Raw genomic sequence first — 17845 nt, 5'->3', positions numbered from 1 at the left:
TGTTTTCTCTATAAACAAAACTACGAATTGGTTTTCTGGATTACGAGAGGTTCTTTATGTGATAAAATAGGGTGGTTCATTGTGAATCAAACAAGTTAGTATTGAGTAAGAAAGCAGGGAAGTTTATGTTCCTTAAACGGATAGAAGTCAAAGGATTTAAATCTTTTGGCGAGCCTATACAAGTTGATTTTGACCAAGGTGTAACGGCCGTTGTCGGACCAAACGGAAGTGGAAAAAGTAATATTTCCGATGGGATTCGCTGGGTATTAGGCGAGCAAAGCGCACGATCGCTGCGTGGAGCGAAAATGGAAGATGTTATTTTTGCAGGGAGCGACACACGAAAAGCAGTGAATGTGGCGGAAGTATCTCTTATATTAGATAACGAAGACGAGCATTTAGCAATTGATTATAGTGAAGTGCGAGTGACTCGCAGACTATATCGGTCTGGAGATAGTGAATATTTATTAAATGGAACAATCTGTCGCTTAAAAGATGTCACCGATTTATTTCTTGACTCTGGGTTAGGACGAGAAGCCTATTCCATTATCGGTCAAGGGAAGATTGAAGAAATATTAAGTAGTAAAGCAGAGCAGCGACGGTTGATTTTTGAAGAAGCTGCAGGTGTATTAAAGTATAAAACCCGGAAGCAAACAGCAGAAAAGCGGTTAAATCAAACCGAAGAAAATTTGCATCGTGTAAACGATATTTTAAATGAATTAGAAGATCAGGTTGAGCCTCTTCGGGAACAGGCGGCATTAGCAAAAGAATTTACACGCCTTAAAGAAGAGCAAGAAAACCTTGATATAGCCGTCACAACGGAAGAAATTTCTCATTTACATACAGAGTGGGAGAGTCAAACAGCAGAACTAAAAAAACTAAAAGCTATGATTGGAGAACAACGCCAACAGCTTGCAATAAACGAAGACGAATTAGATTCGATTCGACAAAAACAACGCTTGAGCCGAGAGAAAAGTTCGACCATTCAGCAACGCTACCTTCAAGTTAGTGAAGAACTTGAAAAGAATGAAGGCCGTAAAGGCATTTTAGAAGAGAAACAACGAAGCAAACAAAAGGATGAACAACAGAGCAAGCAGTTACTCATTCAAAAAAAAGCTGAACAAGAACAGTTGGCTAAAAAGAAAGACGATCTTGAAAAAACTTACCAATCGTTAAAGGATAAGAGTAAAGAAATTGATTCTGCCTACCAAAAGATTGAACAATCCCTTTCTCAATCAAAAGAAACCATTGCTGCAGATATTGAAGACGCAAAAGGGGATTATATTGAATGGTTAAATGAACAGGCCTCCTTACGAAATGAACGCCGCTATTTAAAGGAACAAGTGGAGCAAAGACAGCGTTTCTCAACTAAAAGTGAAAGCGAATTGGCGACGGTAAAACAGTTTCTTGAATTAGGCGAACAAGGGTTATCTCTTGAGAAAAACGAGCTGGAGTCAACAAAACAGCAGCTAGATGAACAAAAAAATGCGTTACGCACGCTTCTAGCATCAGAAGAAGAAGCAAAGGAAGCGTTATTTAAAAAAGAAACAAAGCTCTACGAAGCGTACAAATTGATGCAAAAAGTAGATGGACGAAGAGAAGCGTTGCAAGAAATGGAAGACGACTTTTCTGGATTTTTCCACGGTGTAAAAGAAGTCTTAAAACAGAGAGAGCACCTAACAGGTGTTATTGGTGCTGTCGCAGAATTAATTCATGTACCACAAAAAGTTGAAAAAGCGATTGACATTGCTTTAGGTGGACAAGCGCAGCACGTCATAGTTGAGACGGACCAAGCCGCTCGTGCCGCGATTGGCTATTTAAAAGAAAAGCGTGCTGGCCGAGCCACATTCCTTCCTGTTAGCACGATTAAGCCACGTACAATGCCTGAGGCAGTAGCCAATGGTTTAAAAGGTCAACCGGGATTTGTTCGTTTGGCATCTGAAGCTGTTCATGTTGATGATTCCTATCGTCCCATCGTTGAATCTTTGCTCGGCACAACCATTATTGTAGAAGAGTTAACGTCTGCAAACCGTATCGCTAAGCAATTGGGCCACCGTTATCGAATCGTCACATTGGATGGAGATGTGGTGAATCCTGGTGGTTCGATGACAGGTGGAAGTGTTAAACAAAATCAATCTTCTTTGTTGAGTCGAAAACGTGAAAAAGAAGAACTGGATGGAAAGAAAAAACAGCTCGATCAGGCGATTGAATCCCTTGAAAAACAAGTAACAGATTTAAAAACAGCTCGTGTTGAAAAACAACAGAACATTCAACAGCTGCAAAAAGAAGAACTAGCCTTAACAACGGAGTACGAACGAGTACGAGAACGCTACCAGAACAAAGAGCTAGAAATGACTCAATCGAAGCGAGAGTATGAGCGTCTAGAACGATTGAAAGCAAGTGAAAAGCAAGAAGGCGATGCAACGAAACATCGTCTGAAGGAAATTGAGGTAGGCGAACAGCGAGCTGCTGCCGAAGCAGAAAAATTAGAAAAGCGTATTGAAGAGCTCCAGCTTCAGCTTGATCATGAACAACTGGCAAAAGAAAAAGGTCAAGCGGAATTAACGGAATTAAAGGTAGCACGTGCTGAAATCAGACAACAATTAACGTATCACCAGACACAATTAGCAGAGACGACTAAACAGTTTGATGAAGTGAAGCGGGTTCTAGCAATAGAAACAGAAAATTATCAACTTCTGCATTCTACTTCAGGGGAACAGACGATGACGAAAGAATCGTTAACAACCTTAATTGCTGATGCAAACGCTGAAAAAGAGATACTCTCTCAGCAACTTCATTCACTACAAGAAGAAGAGCGACTCTATAACGAACAGTATGAACGATTAGGGTTAGAAAATAAGCGAAATCAAGAAGAACTTGAAACCGTCTTATCGAAAAGCCAGGCATTAGAAGTCCGTGTGAACCGACTCGATGTCGATTTAGATTATCGCTTAAATCGTTTGCGAGAAGAGTATGAGCTGTCTTATGAAGGTGCAAAACAACAGTATCCGTTAGCAGAACCATTGGACGATTCTAGAAAACAATTAGCTTTACTAAGGCGCTCCATTGAAGAGCTCGGAGTTATTAATTTAGGTGCGATTGATGAGTATGATCGAATTAATGGACGCTATCAATTTTTAACGGCTCAAAAAACAGATCTTCTTGATGCGCGTCAATCTCTTGACCAAGCAATTGACGAAATGGATGAGGAAATGAGCAAGCGGTTTATGGCCACTTTTGTAAGTATTCGTACGCATTTCCAAGAAGTGTTCGTGAAATTATTTGGTGGCGGGGACGCAGACTTGGTTTTAACAGACCCAAGTGCACCGTTAACAACGGGGATCGATATTGTTGCACGACCTCCTGGGAAGAAAAAGCAGCAGCTCGGCTTGCTTTCAGGTGGAGAGCGGGCATTAACCGCAATTGCTTTGTTGTTTGCAATCTTGCAAGTTCGTCCAGTTCCATTCTGTGTTCTTGACGAAGTAGAAGCAGCTTTAGACGAAGCGAATGTCAGCCGTTTTGCTCAGTATTTACGGGAGTTTTCGACTCGAACTCAATTTATCGTCGTCACGCACCGTAAGGGCACAATGGAAGGCGCGGATGTATTATATGGGGTAACGATGGAAGAATCAGGCGTTTCGAGAATCGTCTCTGTTCGACTAGAGGAATCAAAACAATTACTAGAGAGTTAGGTGAGCCAATGAGTTTCTTTAAAAAATTAAAAGAGAAAATGACACAACAAACCACCGATGTAACAGATAAGTTTAAGACAGGGCTTGAAAAAACAAGAACAAATTTTTCAGGAAAAATGAATGAGCTCGTTGCTCGCTATCGTAAAGTGGATGAAGATTTTTTTGAAGAGCTTGAAGAACTTCTCATTAGTGCTGATGTCGGTGTATCCAATGTGATGGAATTGGTTGACGAGCTTAAAGAGGAAGTAAAGCTTCGCAACATTAAAGATACCGCTGATATCCAGCCGGTTATCTCGGAGAAGTTAGCTGGATTGCTTGAAAAAGATGGCGATGATACGACCTTAAACATACAGGAGCAAGAATTAACGGTTATTCTTGTTGTTGGCGTAAATGGTGTCGGTAAAACGACGTCTATTGGAAAGCTTGCTCACTACTTGAAAACGCAAGGGAAATCTGTTGTTCTTGCAGCAGGAGATACGTTTCGTGCTGGTGCGATTGAGCAGCTTGACGTATGGGGGGAACGAGTGGGTGTTCCTGTTATAAAACAGCAAGCAGGCTCTGATCCAGCGGCGGTGATGTATGATGCTGTAGCAGCGGCAAAGTCTCGTAAAGCGGACGTACTTATTTGTGATACGGCGGGACGATTGCAAAATAAAGTAAACTTAATGAATGAGTTAGCAAAAGTAAAGCGAGTTATTGAGCGAGAAGTACCTGGCGCTCCTCACGAAGTATTGCTCGCACTTGATGCCACTACAGGGCAAAATGCCTTAGCGCAGGCGAAAGCATTTGGACAAGCAACAGATGTTACCGGGCTAGTATTAACGAAGCTTGATGGAACAGCAAAAGGTGGAATTGTTATTGCGGTAAGACAAGAGCTTGATATACCTGTGAAGTTTATTGGTTTAGGAGAGCAAAAAGATGATCTACAACCGTTTAACGCAGAGCAATTTGTATATGGTTTATTTAAAGATATGATTGAAACAAAAGAGGCATAAAAAATGTTGTTAAGATAAAATCTTGACAGTAGAAGCTTGATGTAGTAACATGTTTAAACGTAAAGGGAATTGACTTAACAAGGAGATTTGACCATGCTCGATAAAACGTTACGCATGAACTACTTGTTTGATTTTTATCAGCCCTTATTAACGGAGAAACAGCAAAACTATATGACCCGTTACTATTTAGATGACTATTCGCTTGGTGAAATTGCGGATGAATACGAAGTAAGTCGCCAAGCGGTCTACGATAACATTCGACGAACAGAAACAATGCTTGAAGATTACGAAGCAAAGCTTGGTCTGCTAGAGAAGTTTGAAGCCCGTCGCTCTATTTTTGCTCAGTTGCGAGATTATGCAAAAAAAGACGATCGTGGCCAACTGTTGAATGAACTGACGGATCAATTAGAGAAACTTGATTAGGACGTAGGAGGCGATTTGATTGGCTTTTGAAGGACTCGCCGCACGCCTGCAAGATACGTTAACCAAAATCCGCGGAAAAGGGAAAGTAAGTGAACAAGACGTTAAAGATATGATGCGTGAAGTTCGCCTCGCCCTTCTTGAAGCAGATGTTAACTTCAAAGTCGTGAAGCAGTTTATTGCGAGTGTAAAAGAAAAGGCGCTAGGACAAGAGGTCATGAAAAGTCTGACGCCAGGTCAACAAGTGATAAAAGTCGTTAATGAAGAGTTAACAGCGCTAATGGGCTCTGAACAAAGTAAGATTGCTGTAGCGCCTAAGGCACCAACGATTGTCATGATGGTTGGCTTGCAAGGGGCTGGTAAAACAACAACCACTGCAAAGCTTGCGAATCATTTGCGTAAAAACCATAATCGAAAGCCTCTCTTAGTGGCCTGTGATATTTATCGTCCAGCTGCCATTAAACAGCTCGAAACCCTTGGTAAACAGCTTGATATGCCTGTGTTTTCTCTAGGCGATCAAGTAAGTCCAGTTGAAATTGCAAAACAAGCGGTTCAAAAGGCGAAAGAAGAGCATCATGATTATGTTATCCTTGATACGGCAGGTCGTCTACACATTGATGAAACGTTAATGAAAGAGCTCACCGATATTAAGGAAATGGTTAAGCCAGATGAAATCTTGCTTGTCGTTGACTCGATGACCGGTCAAGATGCTGTGAACGTTGCAGAAAGTTTTAACGAACAGCTTGATGTCACCGGGGCAGTGTTAACAAAGCTCGATGGCGATACTCGTGGTGGGGCTGCCATTTCAATTAAAGCTGTGACAAACACACCGATTAAGTTTGCTGGTATGGGTGAAAAGATTGATCAGCTTGAGCCGTTTCATCCTGAACGTATGGCGTCTCGAATTCTTGGGATGGGTGATGTACTCTCTTTAATTGAAAAGGCGCAAACAAATGTAGATGAAGAGAAAGCAAAAGAGCTTGAAAAGAAATTGCGGACGATGGATTTTACATTTGATGATTTTCTAGAGCAACTCGAGCAAGTTAAAAGCATGGGTCCTTTAGAAGATTTACTTGGCATGATGCCTGGAATGAACAAAAAAGGTATGAAAGACTTAAAGGTTGATGAACATCAGCTCGTTCGAGTGGAAGCGATTGTGAAGTCAATGACGCCTCTCGAAAAACGTGATCCCGCTGTCATAAACGGAAGTCGTCGGAAGCGAATTGCAAAAGGAAGCGGTACAACCATTCAAGATGTGAATCGTTTGCTAAAGCAGTTTGAAGATATGAAGAAGATGATGAAGCAAATGACAGGGATGCAGGCAGGTAAAGGAAAGAAACGCGGCAAAGGTCTTGGTGGGTTTAAACTCCCATTTTAAATCTTAATGATTTAAAAAAACCTTGTCCGAACGTATCATTAATGATATGATTAAAAATTGTGTTTAATATTATTTGGAGGTGTACAGCTAATGGCTGTTAAAATTCGATTAAAACGTATGGGATCTAAAAAAGCCCCATTTTACCGTGTAGTAGTTGCAGATTCTCGTTTCCCACGTGATGGACGATTCATTGAAGAGATTGGAACATACAACCCAATCGCTCAACCAGCACAAGTGAACATTAAAGAGGACAAAGCACTTGAGTGGATGTTAAAAGGTGCAAAACCTTCTGATACCGTTCGTAACTTGTTCTCAAATGCGGGTCTTATGGAGAAGCTTCACAACGAAAAGAACGCAAAATAATCACTCCCGAGGAGGATCAAATGGATGAAAGCTTTGGTTGAACATATTGCGAAATCATTAGTGGATTACCCTGATGCTGTGCAAGTCGAAGAAGCCCATGAGGAAAGAACAACCGTCTTGCGTCTTTCTGTACATCCAGATGATATGGGAAAAGTGATTGGAAAGCAAGGAAGAACAGCGAAGGCGATTCGTTCAGTGCTTTATGCTGCGAACAAACAACATGAGCGTGTGCGACTCGATATTGCTGACTGAAAAGGGAGAGGGAAACCTCACCCTTTTTTTGCATAGGAGGAATGTGTGATGAAATGCATTCGAAAAGCGTCTGTTAAGCATGTATTAACGTCGACGAAACGAGCTGAACTGTCCCGATCATTTGAAGAAGAAAAGGTGCAGCTAGATCGTGAGATAAAACAACTAGAATTTCAATATCATCATGCGCAAAAGAAAACATCCTCGCAAATGGGTCCTTCATTAAAAGAAAAATTCGATCATGAAATTAACAGGCGTCAAGAAAAACAACAATCGATTCAGTTTAAATTGGACCAGCTTAATCATTTGGCAGAAGGAAGTGAGTTGTTCTTTGAAATGGCAGACGTGCTCATTGATGTCGAAATTGGTGCAAAGTGGGTTTCTGCTGAAAATGAGCTTACGATTGTTATTAAAGATGGTGTTGTTCATGAGATTAGAGAAAGTGAGAACAGAGACACATGACAAACTGGTTTAATGTAGGAAGATTAGTAAACACACATGGCGTTCGTGGAGAAGTGCGTGTGCTATCGAATACAGATTTTGGTGAAGAGCGGTTTGCAGTTGGTTCCCAGTTGAAGATTGCATCTTCACCGGATGAACGAGGCACTATGATTAGCGTAAAAAGCCATCGTAAACATAAAAATTTTGACTTATTAACATTCGAAGGCTATACGAACATAAATGAAGTGGAAGTGTTTAAAGGAAACTATTTATACGTTTCTGAACAACAATTAAGCGAGCTTGGAGAACACGAGTTTTATTACCATGAAATTATTGGTTGTCAAGCTGTTGATGAAGACGGTCATTCTTTAGGGGTCATTAAAGATATTATTGAAACAGGCGCTAATGACGTCTGGGTTGTAGAACGAAAAGGCAAGAAAGACTTATTGCTTCCTTACATTGAAGACGTCATTAAAGAAGTGAACATAGACGAAGGCACAGTCAAGGTGCACCTACTTGAAGGACTGGATGATGCATGAAAATAGATATTTTAACACTATTTCCAGAAATGTTTACAGGTGTGTTTGGGTCATCTATATTAAAACAAGCTCAGGAAAAAGGACTCGTTACGTTTCAAGCAATTGATTTTCGCGAATTTACAACGAATAAACATCGAAAAGTGGACGATTATCCATATGGCGGTGGTGCAGGCATGGTGCTAACCCCTCAACCAATTTTTGATGCAGTAGATCATGTGACTGAACAAGGCGGGAAAAAGCCAAGAATTGTACTCCTATGTCCTCAAGGGGAACGTTTTACACAAGCAAAAGCAGAAGAATTTTCTCAAGAGGACCATATCGTCTTCCTTTGTGGACATTATGAAGGTTTTGATGAGCGGGTGCGAGAGTCACTTGTTACAGATGAAATTTCAATTGGTGATTTTGTTCTTACTGGTGGTGAACTCGCAGCAATGGTTCTTGCTGACAGTATTACACGTCTTCTTCCAGGTGTGCTTGGTAATGAAGATTCTGCGGTAACCGATTCTTATTCTACTGGGCTGTTAGAACACCCTCATTATACAAGGCCAGCTACATTTCGAGGTCTAACCGTTCCGGATGTTTTGCGCTCTGGCCATCATGAAAATATTGAGAAGTGGCGAAGAGAAGAATCGTTGCGCCGAACGTTCAAGCGACGTCCGGATTTATTAAATGGGTATGCACTAACAAAAGAAGAGGCAGCATTTATTGAACAGTTAAAGAGCGAAACGAAACAATAAAACAAAGGAGTAATAGAATGGAAATCGGCCAAATTCTTCAACAAACCATTAAAGACATTGTGAAAACGTACGATTGCGATGTGCAGGTGGAAATTGAGCAGCCAGCACAGCTTGCTCATGGTGACTACGCAACGAATATTGCGATGAAACTTGCGCGGGTTGCGAAGAAAAATCCATATGATATTGCGCTTGATCTAAAAGAGAAGCTTGTAGAAACAAAGTTGCCGGTTAAACAAATAGATGTTGTTCGACCGGGGTTTATTAACTTCTTTATAGCTTGGGATAAGGTCGCTTTCTTTGCATCAACGGACAAACAGGTGGATAAACAAAAAGTTGTCATTGAGCATACATCCATTAATCCAAATAAATCAGCACATATTGGCCATTTACGAAACGCATGTATCGGTGATACGCTAGCACGAATGATGAAACAGGATCATCATGAAGTGGAAACGCATAACTACATCGATGACCTCGGTAACCAGCTGGCAGATACCCTTACGGCACTTCTTCATACGGAGTCTGATAAACCGGCAACCCGCTTTGGTGACTATTGTTGGGATGTTTATTCGTCTTTAAATCAGATGTACGATAAAGGTGAGTTATCTACAGATAAGCGTGATAATGTATTACATAAGCTTGAAGAAGGTAATAACAGTATCTCTTGGCTTGGTTACGCAGTTGCAGATAAGTTGTCTGCCGAGCACGTCGAAGAAATGGGACAGTTTGATATTACTTACGATTTGTTAGTGTGGGAGCGAGACATCATTGCGAATGGATTCTGGGATCGGGCATTTGAAAAATTAAAAACAACTGAGGTGTTTTTTAAACAAGAACACGGTCCTCAAGCTGGCTGCTGGGTCATTCGCACGAATGATAAGCAAGAGGCAAATGAAGAGTCTGCTGAACATCAAGCAGACAAAGTATTGATCCGGTCTAATGGTGTGTTAACGTATACGGCAAAAGATATTGCTTACCACATGTGGAAATTTGGTTTACTAGAAAATGACTTTTTGTACAAGCAAAAAACAGAGACTCTTTGGACAACCAGTGCAGTAGGGCAACCACAACCGTTTGGGCGAGGAAACGCAGTCATTAATGTCATTGATTATCGTCAAGAATATCCTCAGAAAGTTGTGAAGCAAGCCCTTCACGCTGCTGGCTACGAGACGGAAGCTGCTCAATTAAAGCACGTTTCCTACGGCGTCGTATCCCTTAGTAAAAATACGGTATCTAAGCTTGGTTTAGAAACGGTAGAAGGGAAAGAAGTGTATGCGATGTCTGGTCGTAAAGGAATTGGCATCAAAATCAGTGAGTTAATTGTGGAAATGAAAGAAGCCATACGCGTGCAAAGCCCAGAGGCAAATGAGCAAACGATTCAAGCACTGACATTTGCCGCAATTCGTTACAATATGTTGCGCTATAACACAACATCGGATATTATTTTTGATTTAGACGAGGCTACACAAGTAACAGGTAACACAGGAATCTATTTAATTTACACGTATGCACGGGCAAATAGCATTTTGCAAAAAGCTCAAGCAGCCGACTTAACTTCAACAGAAGGGTCATTTGCCGAAGCGGAAGACGCTGAACGAGCGATTCTCAAACATGTGTCTGGCTGGAATGGTACATTTGAACGCTCGATTAGTGAATTAGAGCCGAATTTGCTTTGTACATTTGCATTTGAATTAGCAAGTTTATACAATCGTTTCTATGCGCTTTGTCCTGTTATTAAAGCGACACCTGACGAGCAAAAGAGACGGTTAAAACTAACAGAGCTCGTCAAGCAGCAATTAGAAGTTGTCTTTTCAATTTTAGGGCTACCAAAGCTTGAAAGAATTTAATTGGTTGGTTGTCTAAGGCAATGGTTTATGCTATGATAATAGTTGTGACTAATGAGCATTCATTAGCGAGATTACGATATTCCGCTGCTTAAGTAAGCAAGAATGTCTGTAGGGAAGGAGGGAACGATACGATGAGCAACCTTATTAAAGAAATCACTACAGAGCAGTTGCGTACTGATCATCCTGATTTTCGTCCAGGGGATACTCTTTCAATTCACGTAAAAGTTGTTGAGGGTACTCGTGAGCGTATTCAGTTATTTGAAGGTGTTGTCATTAAGCGTCGTGGATCTGGTATCAGCGAAACGTTTATTGCACGCAAAATCTCTTACGGTGTAGGTGTTGAACGTACATTCCCATTACATTCACCAAAGATCGAAAAGATCGAAGTGAAGCGTCAAGGACGCGTACGTCGTGCGAAACTTTATTACCTACGTAGCCTACGTGGTAAAAAAGCACGTATTAAAGAAATCCGTCGTTAATGTACCATCTGTGGTTGTAGTCTATATGACCACTAAAGAAGAGGCGTTCCTCGATATGAGGGGCGCTTCTTTTTGCGTCCAATGAGACGTCTATTTTCTCAGGGAAACGTACGACATGAAGAAATAAAGGGACTGTCTGCTACGCTTATAAAAGGAAAAACCCTTTTCAATATTCGATGCCTGACGGATTAAAACATGGTATGATAGAAGGAAGGGAGGGCACGAGATGAAAAGTCGCGCAAATCTTGTAGAGTGGGCAAAGATCCTCAGCATTGCTTTAATTACAACTGTTCTCGTCCGCATGTTTTTGTTGGCGCCGATTGTGGTAGACGGTCACTCGATGCAGCCAACGCTTGATTCTGGTGACAAAATGATTGTGAATCAAATTGAATATGCATTTTCAAAACCAGAGCGGTTTGATATCATTGTGTTTCATGCCCCTGAAGGAAAAAATTATATTAAACGAGTAATTGGCGTACCAGGTGATGAGTTAGTTTATCGAGAGGATACTTTGTTCATTAACGGAGAGGCTGTAGAAGAACCCTATCTTGAAGGCTTAAAGAAAAGCGTCCAACAAGGTCAACTGTTAACAGGTGATTTTACGTTGGAAGAGATTACAGGTAATACCATCATTCCAGAAGAATCGTATTTTGTTATGGGAGATAATCGACGCTTAAGTAAAGATAGCCGTGCCATCGGACTCGTTTCAAAAGAAGATGTCATTGGAAAAGCAAATGTCATCTTTTACCCTTTTGAAAATATATCAATTGTAGAATAGTAAGTAGGTGTAGAAATGAAAACCATTCAATGGTATCCAGGGCATATGGCGAAAGCACGACGAGAGATCAATGAGAAACTGTCGATGATCGACGTTGTCATTGAGCTCTTAGACGCACGAATTCCAGTGTCTTCGCAAAACCCTGTCATTGATGAGCTTGTCCAGCATAAGCCTCGTCTTATTTTATTAAATAAAACAGATTTAGCAGATCCGAAACAAACAGAACAGTGGAAGCATTTTTTTGAACGGCAAGGTCATGCAGTCGTTGAAGTAAACTCCCAAACCGGTCAAGGAGTCAAAAAGATTGTACCAGCGTGCCAAGCACTAGCAAAAGATTTATATAGAAAATGGGAATCAAAAGGAATGAAGCCTAGGGCGCTTCGAGCGGTCATTCTGGGTATTCCTAATGTTGGAAAGTCGACGTTTATCAATCGCCTCGTCAATAAACGGCAAGCAAAAGTAGGCGATCGACCTGGAATTACGAAGCAACAGCAATGGATTAAAGTAGGCACAAGTTTAGATCTACTTGATACCCCAGGAATATTATGGCCGAAATTTGAAGACCAAGAAGTTGGTTTTCGTTTAGCTGCGACTGGCGCTATTAAAGATGAATTGCTTGATTATGGGGACGTGGCGGCGTTCGTTCTGCGCTATTGTCTCGACGTTTATCCTGAACTCATAAAAAAGCGCTATCAGCTTGACGATGATATAGATGGTGAAGATATGGGTAGTCTGTTTGATGAGATTGGTCGTAAACGAGGTTGTATGTTGCGCGGAGGGCTTGTTGATTACGATCGTACGGCAGAACTACTATTAAGAGAGCTTAGAAGCGGCACGATTGGACGAATAACGTTAGAGCGTGTGCCAACGCCTGAATAAGTGAACCGTATAGACCGAGAATGGCGTTATCGCATTCTCGGTTTTGTGCGTAAGAAACGATTAAGTGTACAGTTCGAACAGTAGGCGAATAGCCATTAACAAGATCGTGCAGATAAGAACGATACGAATCCATTTTGTTTGTTTTCCTAAAACGATACGGCTACCTAATAGCGCTCCGGCCATATTACCAGAAGCGAGAACAACCCCTACGAGCCAGTTGACTTGTCCATTAGCTGCATAAATGACAAGAGAGAGTGACACAGATACACCAGCAACAATGATTTTTATAAGCGTTGCTTCAGCGAATGATCTTTTATACAGTAAGATAGCGAGAATCATAATATAAAAGCCGACACCGACTTGAATGAAGCCACTATAAAATCCAATTCCAATCGTTAGTGCACCACCTAAAAACGACATGAAGGGCGTTAGTGTAACAGAGCGATTTACAGCTTTGAGGGGATTCCAAATTAAAAATAAAATGGATGTGACCATAGTAAGAGCCAAAATAAAAACGAATGTACGGTCACTAATCGACAAAGCCGAAAAAGCACCGAAAATAGCGCCAACAGCCGAAGTTAAATAGATCGTTGCATTTTTTCTTAGTTGAAGCGATTGCTTTCGTTTAAAGGTAATAATGGACGTGATGCTTTGAGCGACGATCGCCACTCGGTTTGTTGCGTTTGCTTCTGTTGCAGGTAACCCAATAAAAAGTAGTAATGGTAATGTTAATAAAGAACCTCCTGCTGAAACGGTGTTAATGACTCCGGCTATAAAGCCGATAACAATAAGAATAATGACTTCTGATAATGCCATACATATAAACTCCTACTCTATAAATCATGCATTCCTACTATATCATAGATGAAAAGAAAAAAAGGAGAAGAAGAACGTGATTTCAATAACAACCATAAAAAGCCAATTGGCGAACAACGAATTAACGACCGAACAAGTGAATGGACTAAGAGAAGATCATCGAAAAGGTGTACAGGCACTACTGAAACGATACGATGCGGCCCAAATGAGAATGGCTTCTATTGAGCAAATGCATCAAGAAATGAGCATGTATGAGCTTGAATTACGTCAACAAGGGTACCAAGCCATTTGCGGTGTAGATGAAGTAGGGAGAGGACCATTGGCTGGACCCGTTACAGCTGCTGCAGTGATTTTACCAACAGACTTTAAGTTACTCGGTTTAACGGATTCAAAGAAATTATCGAAAGAAAATCGTGAGCAGTATGCAGCATACATAAAAGAGCACGCGGTGGATTATCAAATTGTAAGCATGTCTGCTAAAGAGATTGATGAAACAAATATCTTGATTGCAACAAAACGAGCGATGGTGCAAGCGATTCAACAATTACGTGTTGGAGCAGATTATTTATTACTTGATGCGATTGAGCTTCCAATAGACACTTCCCAACGTTCCCTCATTAAGGGTGATTCAAAAAGTATATCCATTGCAGCGGGTTCGGTACTCGCTAAAGTATGGCGCGATGACTACATGGAACAACTAGCCCACGTTTATCCAGAGTATGGATTTGAGCAACATGCTGGTTACGGGACGAAACAGCATCTAGACGCATTAGAAATGTACGGCATGACAAGGGAACATCGTCGTACGTTTAGACCTGTGCTTGAGCGGGGAAAGTCGCGTATTCACCCGAAGGATCAATAGATGGCAATCGTGTGGAAAACAAATCAACTCGTTTTTGGAACAATCGTTGCCCTTTACCCACAAAAAAAGAGAGCGAGAATTCGCATTCAGAATCAACAGCTCATTGCCTATATGGATGCAGAGTTAGTAGTAGGAAAAAGCTATTGGTTTCAACTAACAAAGCCTGCCCCAGCTCTGACGCTGCGTCTTCTTCAAACAAAGCCAACGATAGCCGCTGTAGCAGCATATTTCTGTATAAACGAGTGGTTATTAAACGTGTATTACACTAGCCAAAGTCCCATTAGTCATAGCCTTATTCGCGACCTATTCACCTTAAAAAAACAGTTGAACATGACCTCAACCAGCTTTAAAACGATTGTTAATCAATGTGTGAAGGAGTGGAATTTATCTCTAACAGATGAACACGTTTTATGGATTCATACGATCCAACAGCAAGCGTTAACACCGGAAACGATTGCTCAACAACTAAATCAATTCCCAGAGTGTGCAGACATGATAAAGGGTGGTGCGCTCCGTACTCAACCATCATTAACGACTGTTCAAGCCGCCTATACGTGTTTGAAAAACCATCATTGGGATACGTCGTCAGATCACTTTAAAAAGAGTATGTTTGCATACGTCGCTTTAAAGCAAAAGCAAATGACTCAAAAAATGTCATTGGACTTTCGAATTTAGTTCAACGTACATAAAAGCCTTCATTTTGACCATATTAAAAAGAAAAATGGAGGCGTGTGTATGTCGAACAAACGGAATCATGAAGAAGAATTTTCAGGGGAATTTGGCCAAATGTTTCCTCAGGTTCAGCAAGAGCAGCAGGCAAAGGGATTTAAGGAATTGTTTGAAAAAGGTGACAAAGACAAGAAAAAAACCGAAAAAAAGAAAAATAATAAAGAAAAGAAATGAAATTGTCGGAATGATAGCGTTTACCCCTCCACAAGCATGAAAAAAAATGCTAAAATAAAAAAGGATTTCGTCTTAGTAACGAAAATTCTCGTACACGAGAGTCGAGTGTATGATATAACAGGAGGCTGGAGAGAGAATGAATATCCATGAGTATCAGGGTAAAGAAATTCTTCGTTCTTACGGAGTTGCCGTTCCAAACGGTAAAGTAGCATTCTCTGTTGACGAAGCAGTAGAAGCGGCAAAGGAACTTGGTTCTTCTGTGTCTGTCGTAAAAGCGCAAATTCATGCAGGCGGACGTGGAAAAGCAGGTGGCGTTAAAGTCGCAAAAAATTTGGATGACGTTCGTACATATGCGGATGAGATTCTTGGTAAAACACTTGTTACACACCAAACTGGGCCAGCAGGTAAAGAAGTAAAGCGCTTACTCGTTGAAGAAGGTTGCGACATCAAAAATGAGTACTATATTGGACTCGTAGTCGACCGTGCAACATCAAGCGTTGTCCTTATGGCATCTGAAGAAGGTGGAACAGAGATTGAAGAGGTAGCGGAAGCAACACCTGAAAAAATCTTTAAAGAAGTGATTGATCCAGCTGTCGGCTTACAAGGATTTCAAGCAAGACGTGTTGCATTTAACATAAACATACCGAAAGAGCTTGTTGGTCAAGCGGTTAAATTTATGATGGGTCTATACAAAGTGTTTGTTGATAAAGACGCATCCATTGCTGAAATTAACCCTCTAGTTACAACAGGAGATGGCAAAGTAATGGCGCTTGATGCGAAATTCAATTTTGATTCCAATGCGCTTTATCGTCATAAAGATATTGTCGAATTACGTGATTTAGAAGAAGAAGATGTAAAAGAGATTGAAGCTTCTAAACATGACTTAAATTATATTGCATTAGATGGAAATATCGGCTGCATGGTTAATGGAGCTGGTCTCGCTATGGCTACAATGGATATCATCAAGCATTACAATGGTGATCCCGCGAACTTCCTTGACGTTGGGGGCGGTGCGACAGCGGAAAAAGTAACTGAAGCATTTAAGCTCATTTTATCAGATGAAAATGTAAAAGGTATTTTTGTGAACATTTTCGGAGGAATTATGAAATGTGACATTATCGCTGAAGGCGTCATTACAGCTACGAAAGAAGTTGGACTTGAGATTCCATTAGTTGTTCGTTTAGAAGGTACGAACGTGGAGCTTGGAAAACAACTATTAAAAGAGTCAGGCTTAAATATTACAGCTGCTGATTCAATGGCCGATGGCGCACAAAAAATTGTAGCTTTAGTGAAATAGAAGGGTGGAGCTAGACAAATGAGCATCTTAATTAATAAAGATACGAAAGTGATTGTTCAAGGTATTACTGGCGCTACTGGTTTGTTTCATACGAAGCAAGCGCTTGAGTATGGTACGAATGTAGTTGGTGGTGTTACTCCTGGTAAAGGCGGCACTGAAATTGAAGGAGTTCCGGTTTTTAATACAGTTGAAGAAGCGGTAAAAGCGACTGGTGCGAACGCAACCGTTATTTACGTACCACCTGCATTTGCAGCGGATGCCATTATGGAAGCAACAGATGCTGAGCTTGATCTAGCAATCTGTATTACAGAAGGTATTCCAGTGCTTGATATGGTCAATGTAAAGCGCTATATGAAAGGGAAGAAAACGAGATTAATTGGTCCAAACTGTCCTGGTGTCATTACGCCAGATGAATGTAAAATTGGTATTATGCCAGGCTATATTCATAAAAAAGGCCATATTGGTGTTGTGTCTCGTTCAGGAACACTTACGTATGAAGCGGTTCACCAACTTTCAACAGCTGGTATTGGTCAGTCTTCTGCTGTTGGTATTGGTGGAGATCCGGTAAACGGAACGGACTTTATTGATGTGTTATCACTCTTCAACGATGACCCTGATACGTATGCGGTTATTATGATTGGTGAAATTGGTGGAACAGCTGAAGAAGAAGCGGCTGAATGGGTGAAAGCAAATATGACGAAACCTGTTGTTGGCTTTATTGGTGGCCAAACGGCTCCTCCAGGAAAACGTATGGGCCATGCTGGTGCGATTATCTCTGGCGGTAAAGGAACAGCGGAAGAAAAGATTAAAACAATGGAAGCGTGTGGAATTCGCGTTGCCGCAACTCCATCTGTTATGGGTGAAACACTCATTGAATCTTTGAAAGCAAATGACATTTACGACAAAAGTGTTACCCATTAAAAGGGTAAGAAACTCCTTGCAGACATGCAAGGAGTTTTCTCTAAATTTCTAGAAAGGACTGAGTGCCATCGATCATCGCTGTGCTCGCATCGTTCATGTACATGCCATTCTTTATTCCCAAACAAACGTATGGAAGCGTTTAGTAGCATGGGATCCGACCATTCAAAACATTTACAACGCCTCGGTAAATGAAATAAAGAAAAATCTTTTAATAAGCGAGTTAGCTGCTACAAAGCTCGTGCAATGGCTTAA

19 protein-coding genes are annotated in these 17845 nt (G+C 41.0%); 18 read left to right on the top strand and 1 reads right to left on the bottom strand.

Going from position 1 to position 17845, the window contains the following annotated elements; all coding sequences use genetic code 11:
• Window positions 1–125 precede the first annotated feature (125 nt).
• From smc to ylqF, 13 genes are all read left to right on the top strand, one after another.
• Window positions 126–3689 (top strand): chromosome segregation protein SMC, encoded by a 3564-nt coding sequence (smc, locus tag FPV17_RS12740; RefSeq protein ID WP_035396931.1) that lies wholly within the window; start codon window positions 126–128, stop codon window positions 3687–3689.
• Between the two features lie 8 nt (window positions 3690–3697).
• Window positions 3698–4684: a signal recognition particle-docking protein FtsY gene (gene ftsY / locus FPV17_RS12735; RefSeq protein WP_144559186.1), complete on the top strand. Its 987-nt coding sequence runs from the start codon at window positions 3698–3700 to the stop codon at window positions 4682–4684.
• 93 nt (window positions 4685–4777) lie between these two features.
• Window positions 4778–5107, top strand: a complete 330-nt coding sequence (locus FPV17_RS12730) for a putative DNA-binding protein (RefSeq protein WP_144559185.1) — start codon at window positions 4778–4780, stop codon at window positions 5105–5107.
• Between the two features lie 19 nt (window positions 5108–5126).
• Window positions 5127–6482 (top strand): signal recognition particle protein, encoded by a 1356-nt coding sequence (gene ffh, locus FPV17_RS12725; RefSeq protein ID WP_144559184.1) that lies wholly within the window; start codon window positions 5127–5129, stop codon window positions 6480–6482.
• Window positions 6483–6572: 90 nt separating this feature from the next.
• Window positions 6573–6845, top strand: coding sequence for a 30S ribosomal protein S16 (rpsP, locus tag FPV17_RS12720; protein ID WP_035396932.1), 273 nt, complete (start codon window positions 6573–6575; stop codon window positions 6843–6845).
• A gap of 24 nt (window positions 6846–6869) precedes the next feature.
• Entirely contained in the window at window positions 6870–7097 is a 228-nt protein-coding gene (locus FPV17_RS12715) for a KH domain-containing protein (protein ID WP_035396933.1), read from the top strand.
• 48 nt (window positions 7098–7145) lie between these two features.
• On the top strand, window positions 7146–7556 hold the full coding sequence (locus FPV17_RS12710; protein ID WP_035396934.1) for a YlqD family protein: 411 nt from the start codon (window positions 7146–7148) through the stop codon (window positions 7554–7556).
• A complete protein-coding gene (rimM, locus tag FPV17_RS12705) occupies window positions 7553–8074 on the top strand; it encodes a ribosome maturation factor RimM (protein ID WP_035396935.1) in 522 nt (173 codons plus the stop codon). Before FPV17_RS12710 ends, rimM begins: the two co-directional genes overlap by 4 nt.
• Window positions 8071–8811 carry a tRNA (guanosine(37)-N1)-methyltransferase TrmD gene (gene trmD, locus FPV17_RS12700; protein ID WP_035396936.1) on the top strand — a complete coding sequence of 247 codons (741 nt, stop codon included), beginning with the start codon at window positions 8071–8073 and terminating at the stop codon, window positions 8809–8811. The genes rimM and trmD overlap by 4 nt, the downstream gene beginning before the upstream one ends.
• A gap of 17 nt (window positions 8812–8828) precedes the next feature.
• Complete coding sequence (locus tag FPV17_RS12695; protein WP_144559183.1) at window positions 8829–10658, top strand: arginine--tRNA ligase; 1830 nt, start codon at window positions 8829–8831, stop codon at window positions 10656–10658.
• A gap of 131 nt (window positions 10659–10789) precedes the next feature.
• Complete coding sequence (rplS, locus tag FPV17_RS12690) at window positions 10790–11137, top strand: 50S ribosomal protein L19 (RefSeq protein WP_035396938.1); 348 nt, start codon at window positions 10790–10792, stop codon at window positions 11135–11137.
• 226 nt (window positions 11138–11363) lie between these two features.
• A complete protein-coding gene (gene lepB / locus FPV17_RS12685) occupies window positions 11364–11915 on the top strand; it encodes a signal peptidase I (protein ID WP_035396941.1) in 552 nt (183 codons plus the stop codon).
• A gap of 15 nt (window positions 11916–11930) precedes the next feature.
• Complete coding sequence (gene ylqF / locus FPV17_RS12680) at window positions 11931–12794, top strand: ribosome biogenesis GTPase YlqF (RefSeq protein ID WP_144559182.1); 864 nt, start codon at window positions 11931–11933, stop codon at window positions 12792–12794.
• A gap of 60 nt (window positions 12795–12854) precedes the next feature.
• Here the strand turns inward: ylqF and FPV17_RS12675 are convergent, their stop codons facing one another.
• Window positions 12855–13610, bottom strand: coding sequence for a sulfite exporter TauE/SafE family protein (locus FPV17_RS12675; protein ID WP_144559181.1), 756 nt, complete (start codon window positions 13608–13610; stop codon window positions 12855–12857).
• Window positions 13611–13686: 76 nt separating this feature from the next.
• On the opposite strand from FPV17_RS12675, the gene rnhB reads away from it, so the two are divergent.
• The 5 genes from rnhB (at window position 13687) to sucD (ending at window position 17593) form a co-directional block, all read left to right on the top strand.
• Entirely contained in the window at window positions 13687–14472 is a 786-nt protein-coding gene (rnhB, locus tag FPV17_RS12670) for a ribonuclease HII (RefSeq protein WP_144559180.1), read from the top strand.
• Entirely contained in the window at window positions 14473–15147 is a 675-nt protein-coding gene (locus FPV17_RS12665; RefSeq protein WP_144559179.1) for a hypothetical protein, read from the top strand.
• Between the two features lie 60 nt (window positions 15148–15207).
• Entirely contained in the window at window positions 15208–15375 is a 168-nt protein-coding gene (locus FPV17_RS21995) for a hypothetical protein (protein WP_158332032.1), read from the top strand.
• Window positions 15376–15511: 136 nt separating this feature from the next.
• Window positions 15512–16672, top strand: a complete 1161-nt coding sequence (gene sucC, locus FPV17_RS12660) for an ADP-forming succinate--CoA ligase subunit beta (RefSeq protein ID WP_035396951.1) — start codon at window positions 15512–15514, stop codon at window positions 16670–16672.
• A gap of 18 nt (window positions 16673–16690) precedes the next feature.
• Window positions 16691–17593 (top strand): succinate--CoA ligase subunit alpha, encoded by a 903-nt coding sequence (sucD, locus tag FPV17_RS12655; protein WP_035396954.1) that lies wholly within the window; start codon window positions 16691–16693, stop codon window positions 17591–17593.
• Window positions 17594–17845 lie beyond the last annotated feature (252 nt).

The organism is Shouchella miscanthi (assembly GCF_007725405.1).
GTDB lineage: Bacteria > Bacillota > Bacilli > Bacillales > Bacillaceae_D > Shouchella > Shouchella hunanensis.
This window is presented reverse-complemented; position numbering and strand designations above follow the sequence as displayed.

What these genes read in the sequence shown, in the direction of transcription:
- FPV17_RS12710 (WP_035396934.1), top strand. Translation starts at nt 7,146, where the DNA reads ATGAAATGCATTCGAAAAGCGTCTGTTAAGCATGTATTAACGTCGACG.
- sucC (WP_035396951.1), top strand. Translation starts at nt 15,512, where the DNA reads ATGAATATCCATGAGTATCAGGGTAAAGAAATTCTTCGTTCTTACGGA.
- ylqF (WP_144559182.1), top strand. Translation starts at nt 11,931, where the DNA reads ATGAAAACCATTCAATGGTATCCAGGGCATATGGCGAAAGCACGACGA.
- smc (WP_035396931.1), top strand. Translation starts at nt 126, where the DNA reads ATGTTCCTTAAACGGATAGAAGTCAAAGGATTTAAATCTTTTGGCGAG.
- FPV17_RS12665 (WP_144559179.1), top strand. Translation starts at nt 14,473, where the DNA reads ATGGCAATCGTGTGGAAAACAAATCAACTCGTTTTTGGAACAATCGTT.
- ftsY (WP_144559186.1), top strand. Translation starts at nt 3,698, where the DNA reads ATGAGTTTCTTTAAAAAATTAAAAGAGAAAATGACACAACAAACCACC.
- rpsP (WP_035396932.1), top strand. Translation starts at nt 6,573, where the DNA reads ATGGCTGTTAAAATTCGATTAAAACGTATGGGATCTAAAAAAGCCCCA.
- FPV17_RS21995 (WP_158332032.1), top strand. Translation starts at nt 15,208, where the DNA reads ATGTCGAACAAACGGAATCATGAAGAAGAATTTTCAGGGGAATTTGGC.
- sucD (WP_035396954.1), top strand. Translation starts at nt 16,691, where the DNA reads ATGAGCATCTTAATTAATAAAGATACGAAAGTGATTGTTCAAGGTATT.
- FPV17_RS12675 (WP_144559181.1), bottom strand. Translation starts at nt 13,610, where the DNA reads ATGGCATTATCAGAAGTCATTATTCTTATTGTTATCGGCTTTATAGCC.
- FPV17_RS12715 (WP_035396933.1), top strand. Translation starts at nt 6,870, where the DNA reads ATGAAAGCTTTGGTTGAACATATTGCGAAATCATTAGTGGATTACCCT.
- rplS (WP_035396938.1), top strand. Translation starts at nt 10,790, where the DNA reads ATGAGCAACCTTATTAAAGAAATCACTACAGAGCAGTTGCGTACTGAT.
- trmD (WP_035396936.1), top strand. Translation starts at nt 8,071, where the DNA reads ATGAAAATAGATATTTTAACACTATTTCCAGAAATGTTTACAGGTGTG.
- lepB (WP_035396941.1), top strand. Translation starts at nt 11,364, where the DNA reads ATGAAAAGTCGCGCAAATCTTGTAGAGTGGGCAAAGATCCTCAGCATT.
- FPV17_RS12695 (WP_144559183.1), top strand. Translation starts at nt 8,829, where the DNA reads ATGGAAATCGGCCAAATTCTTCAACAAACCATTAAAGACATTGTGAAA.
- rimM (WP_035396935.1), top strand. Translation starts at nt 7,553, where the DNA reads ATGACAAACTGGTTTAATGTAGGAAGATTAGTAAACACACATGGCGTT.
- FPV17_RS12730 (WP_144559185.1), top strand. Translation starts at nt 4,778, where the DNA reads ATGCTCGATAAAACGTTACGCATGAACTACTTGTTTGATTTTTATCAG.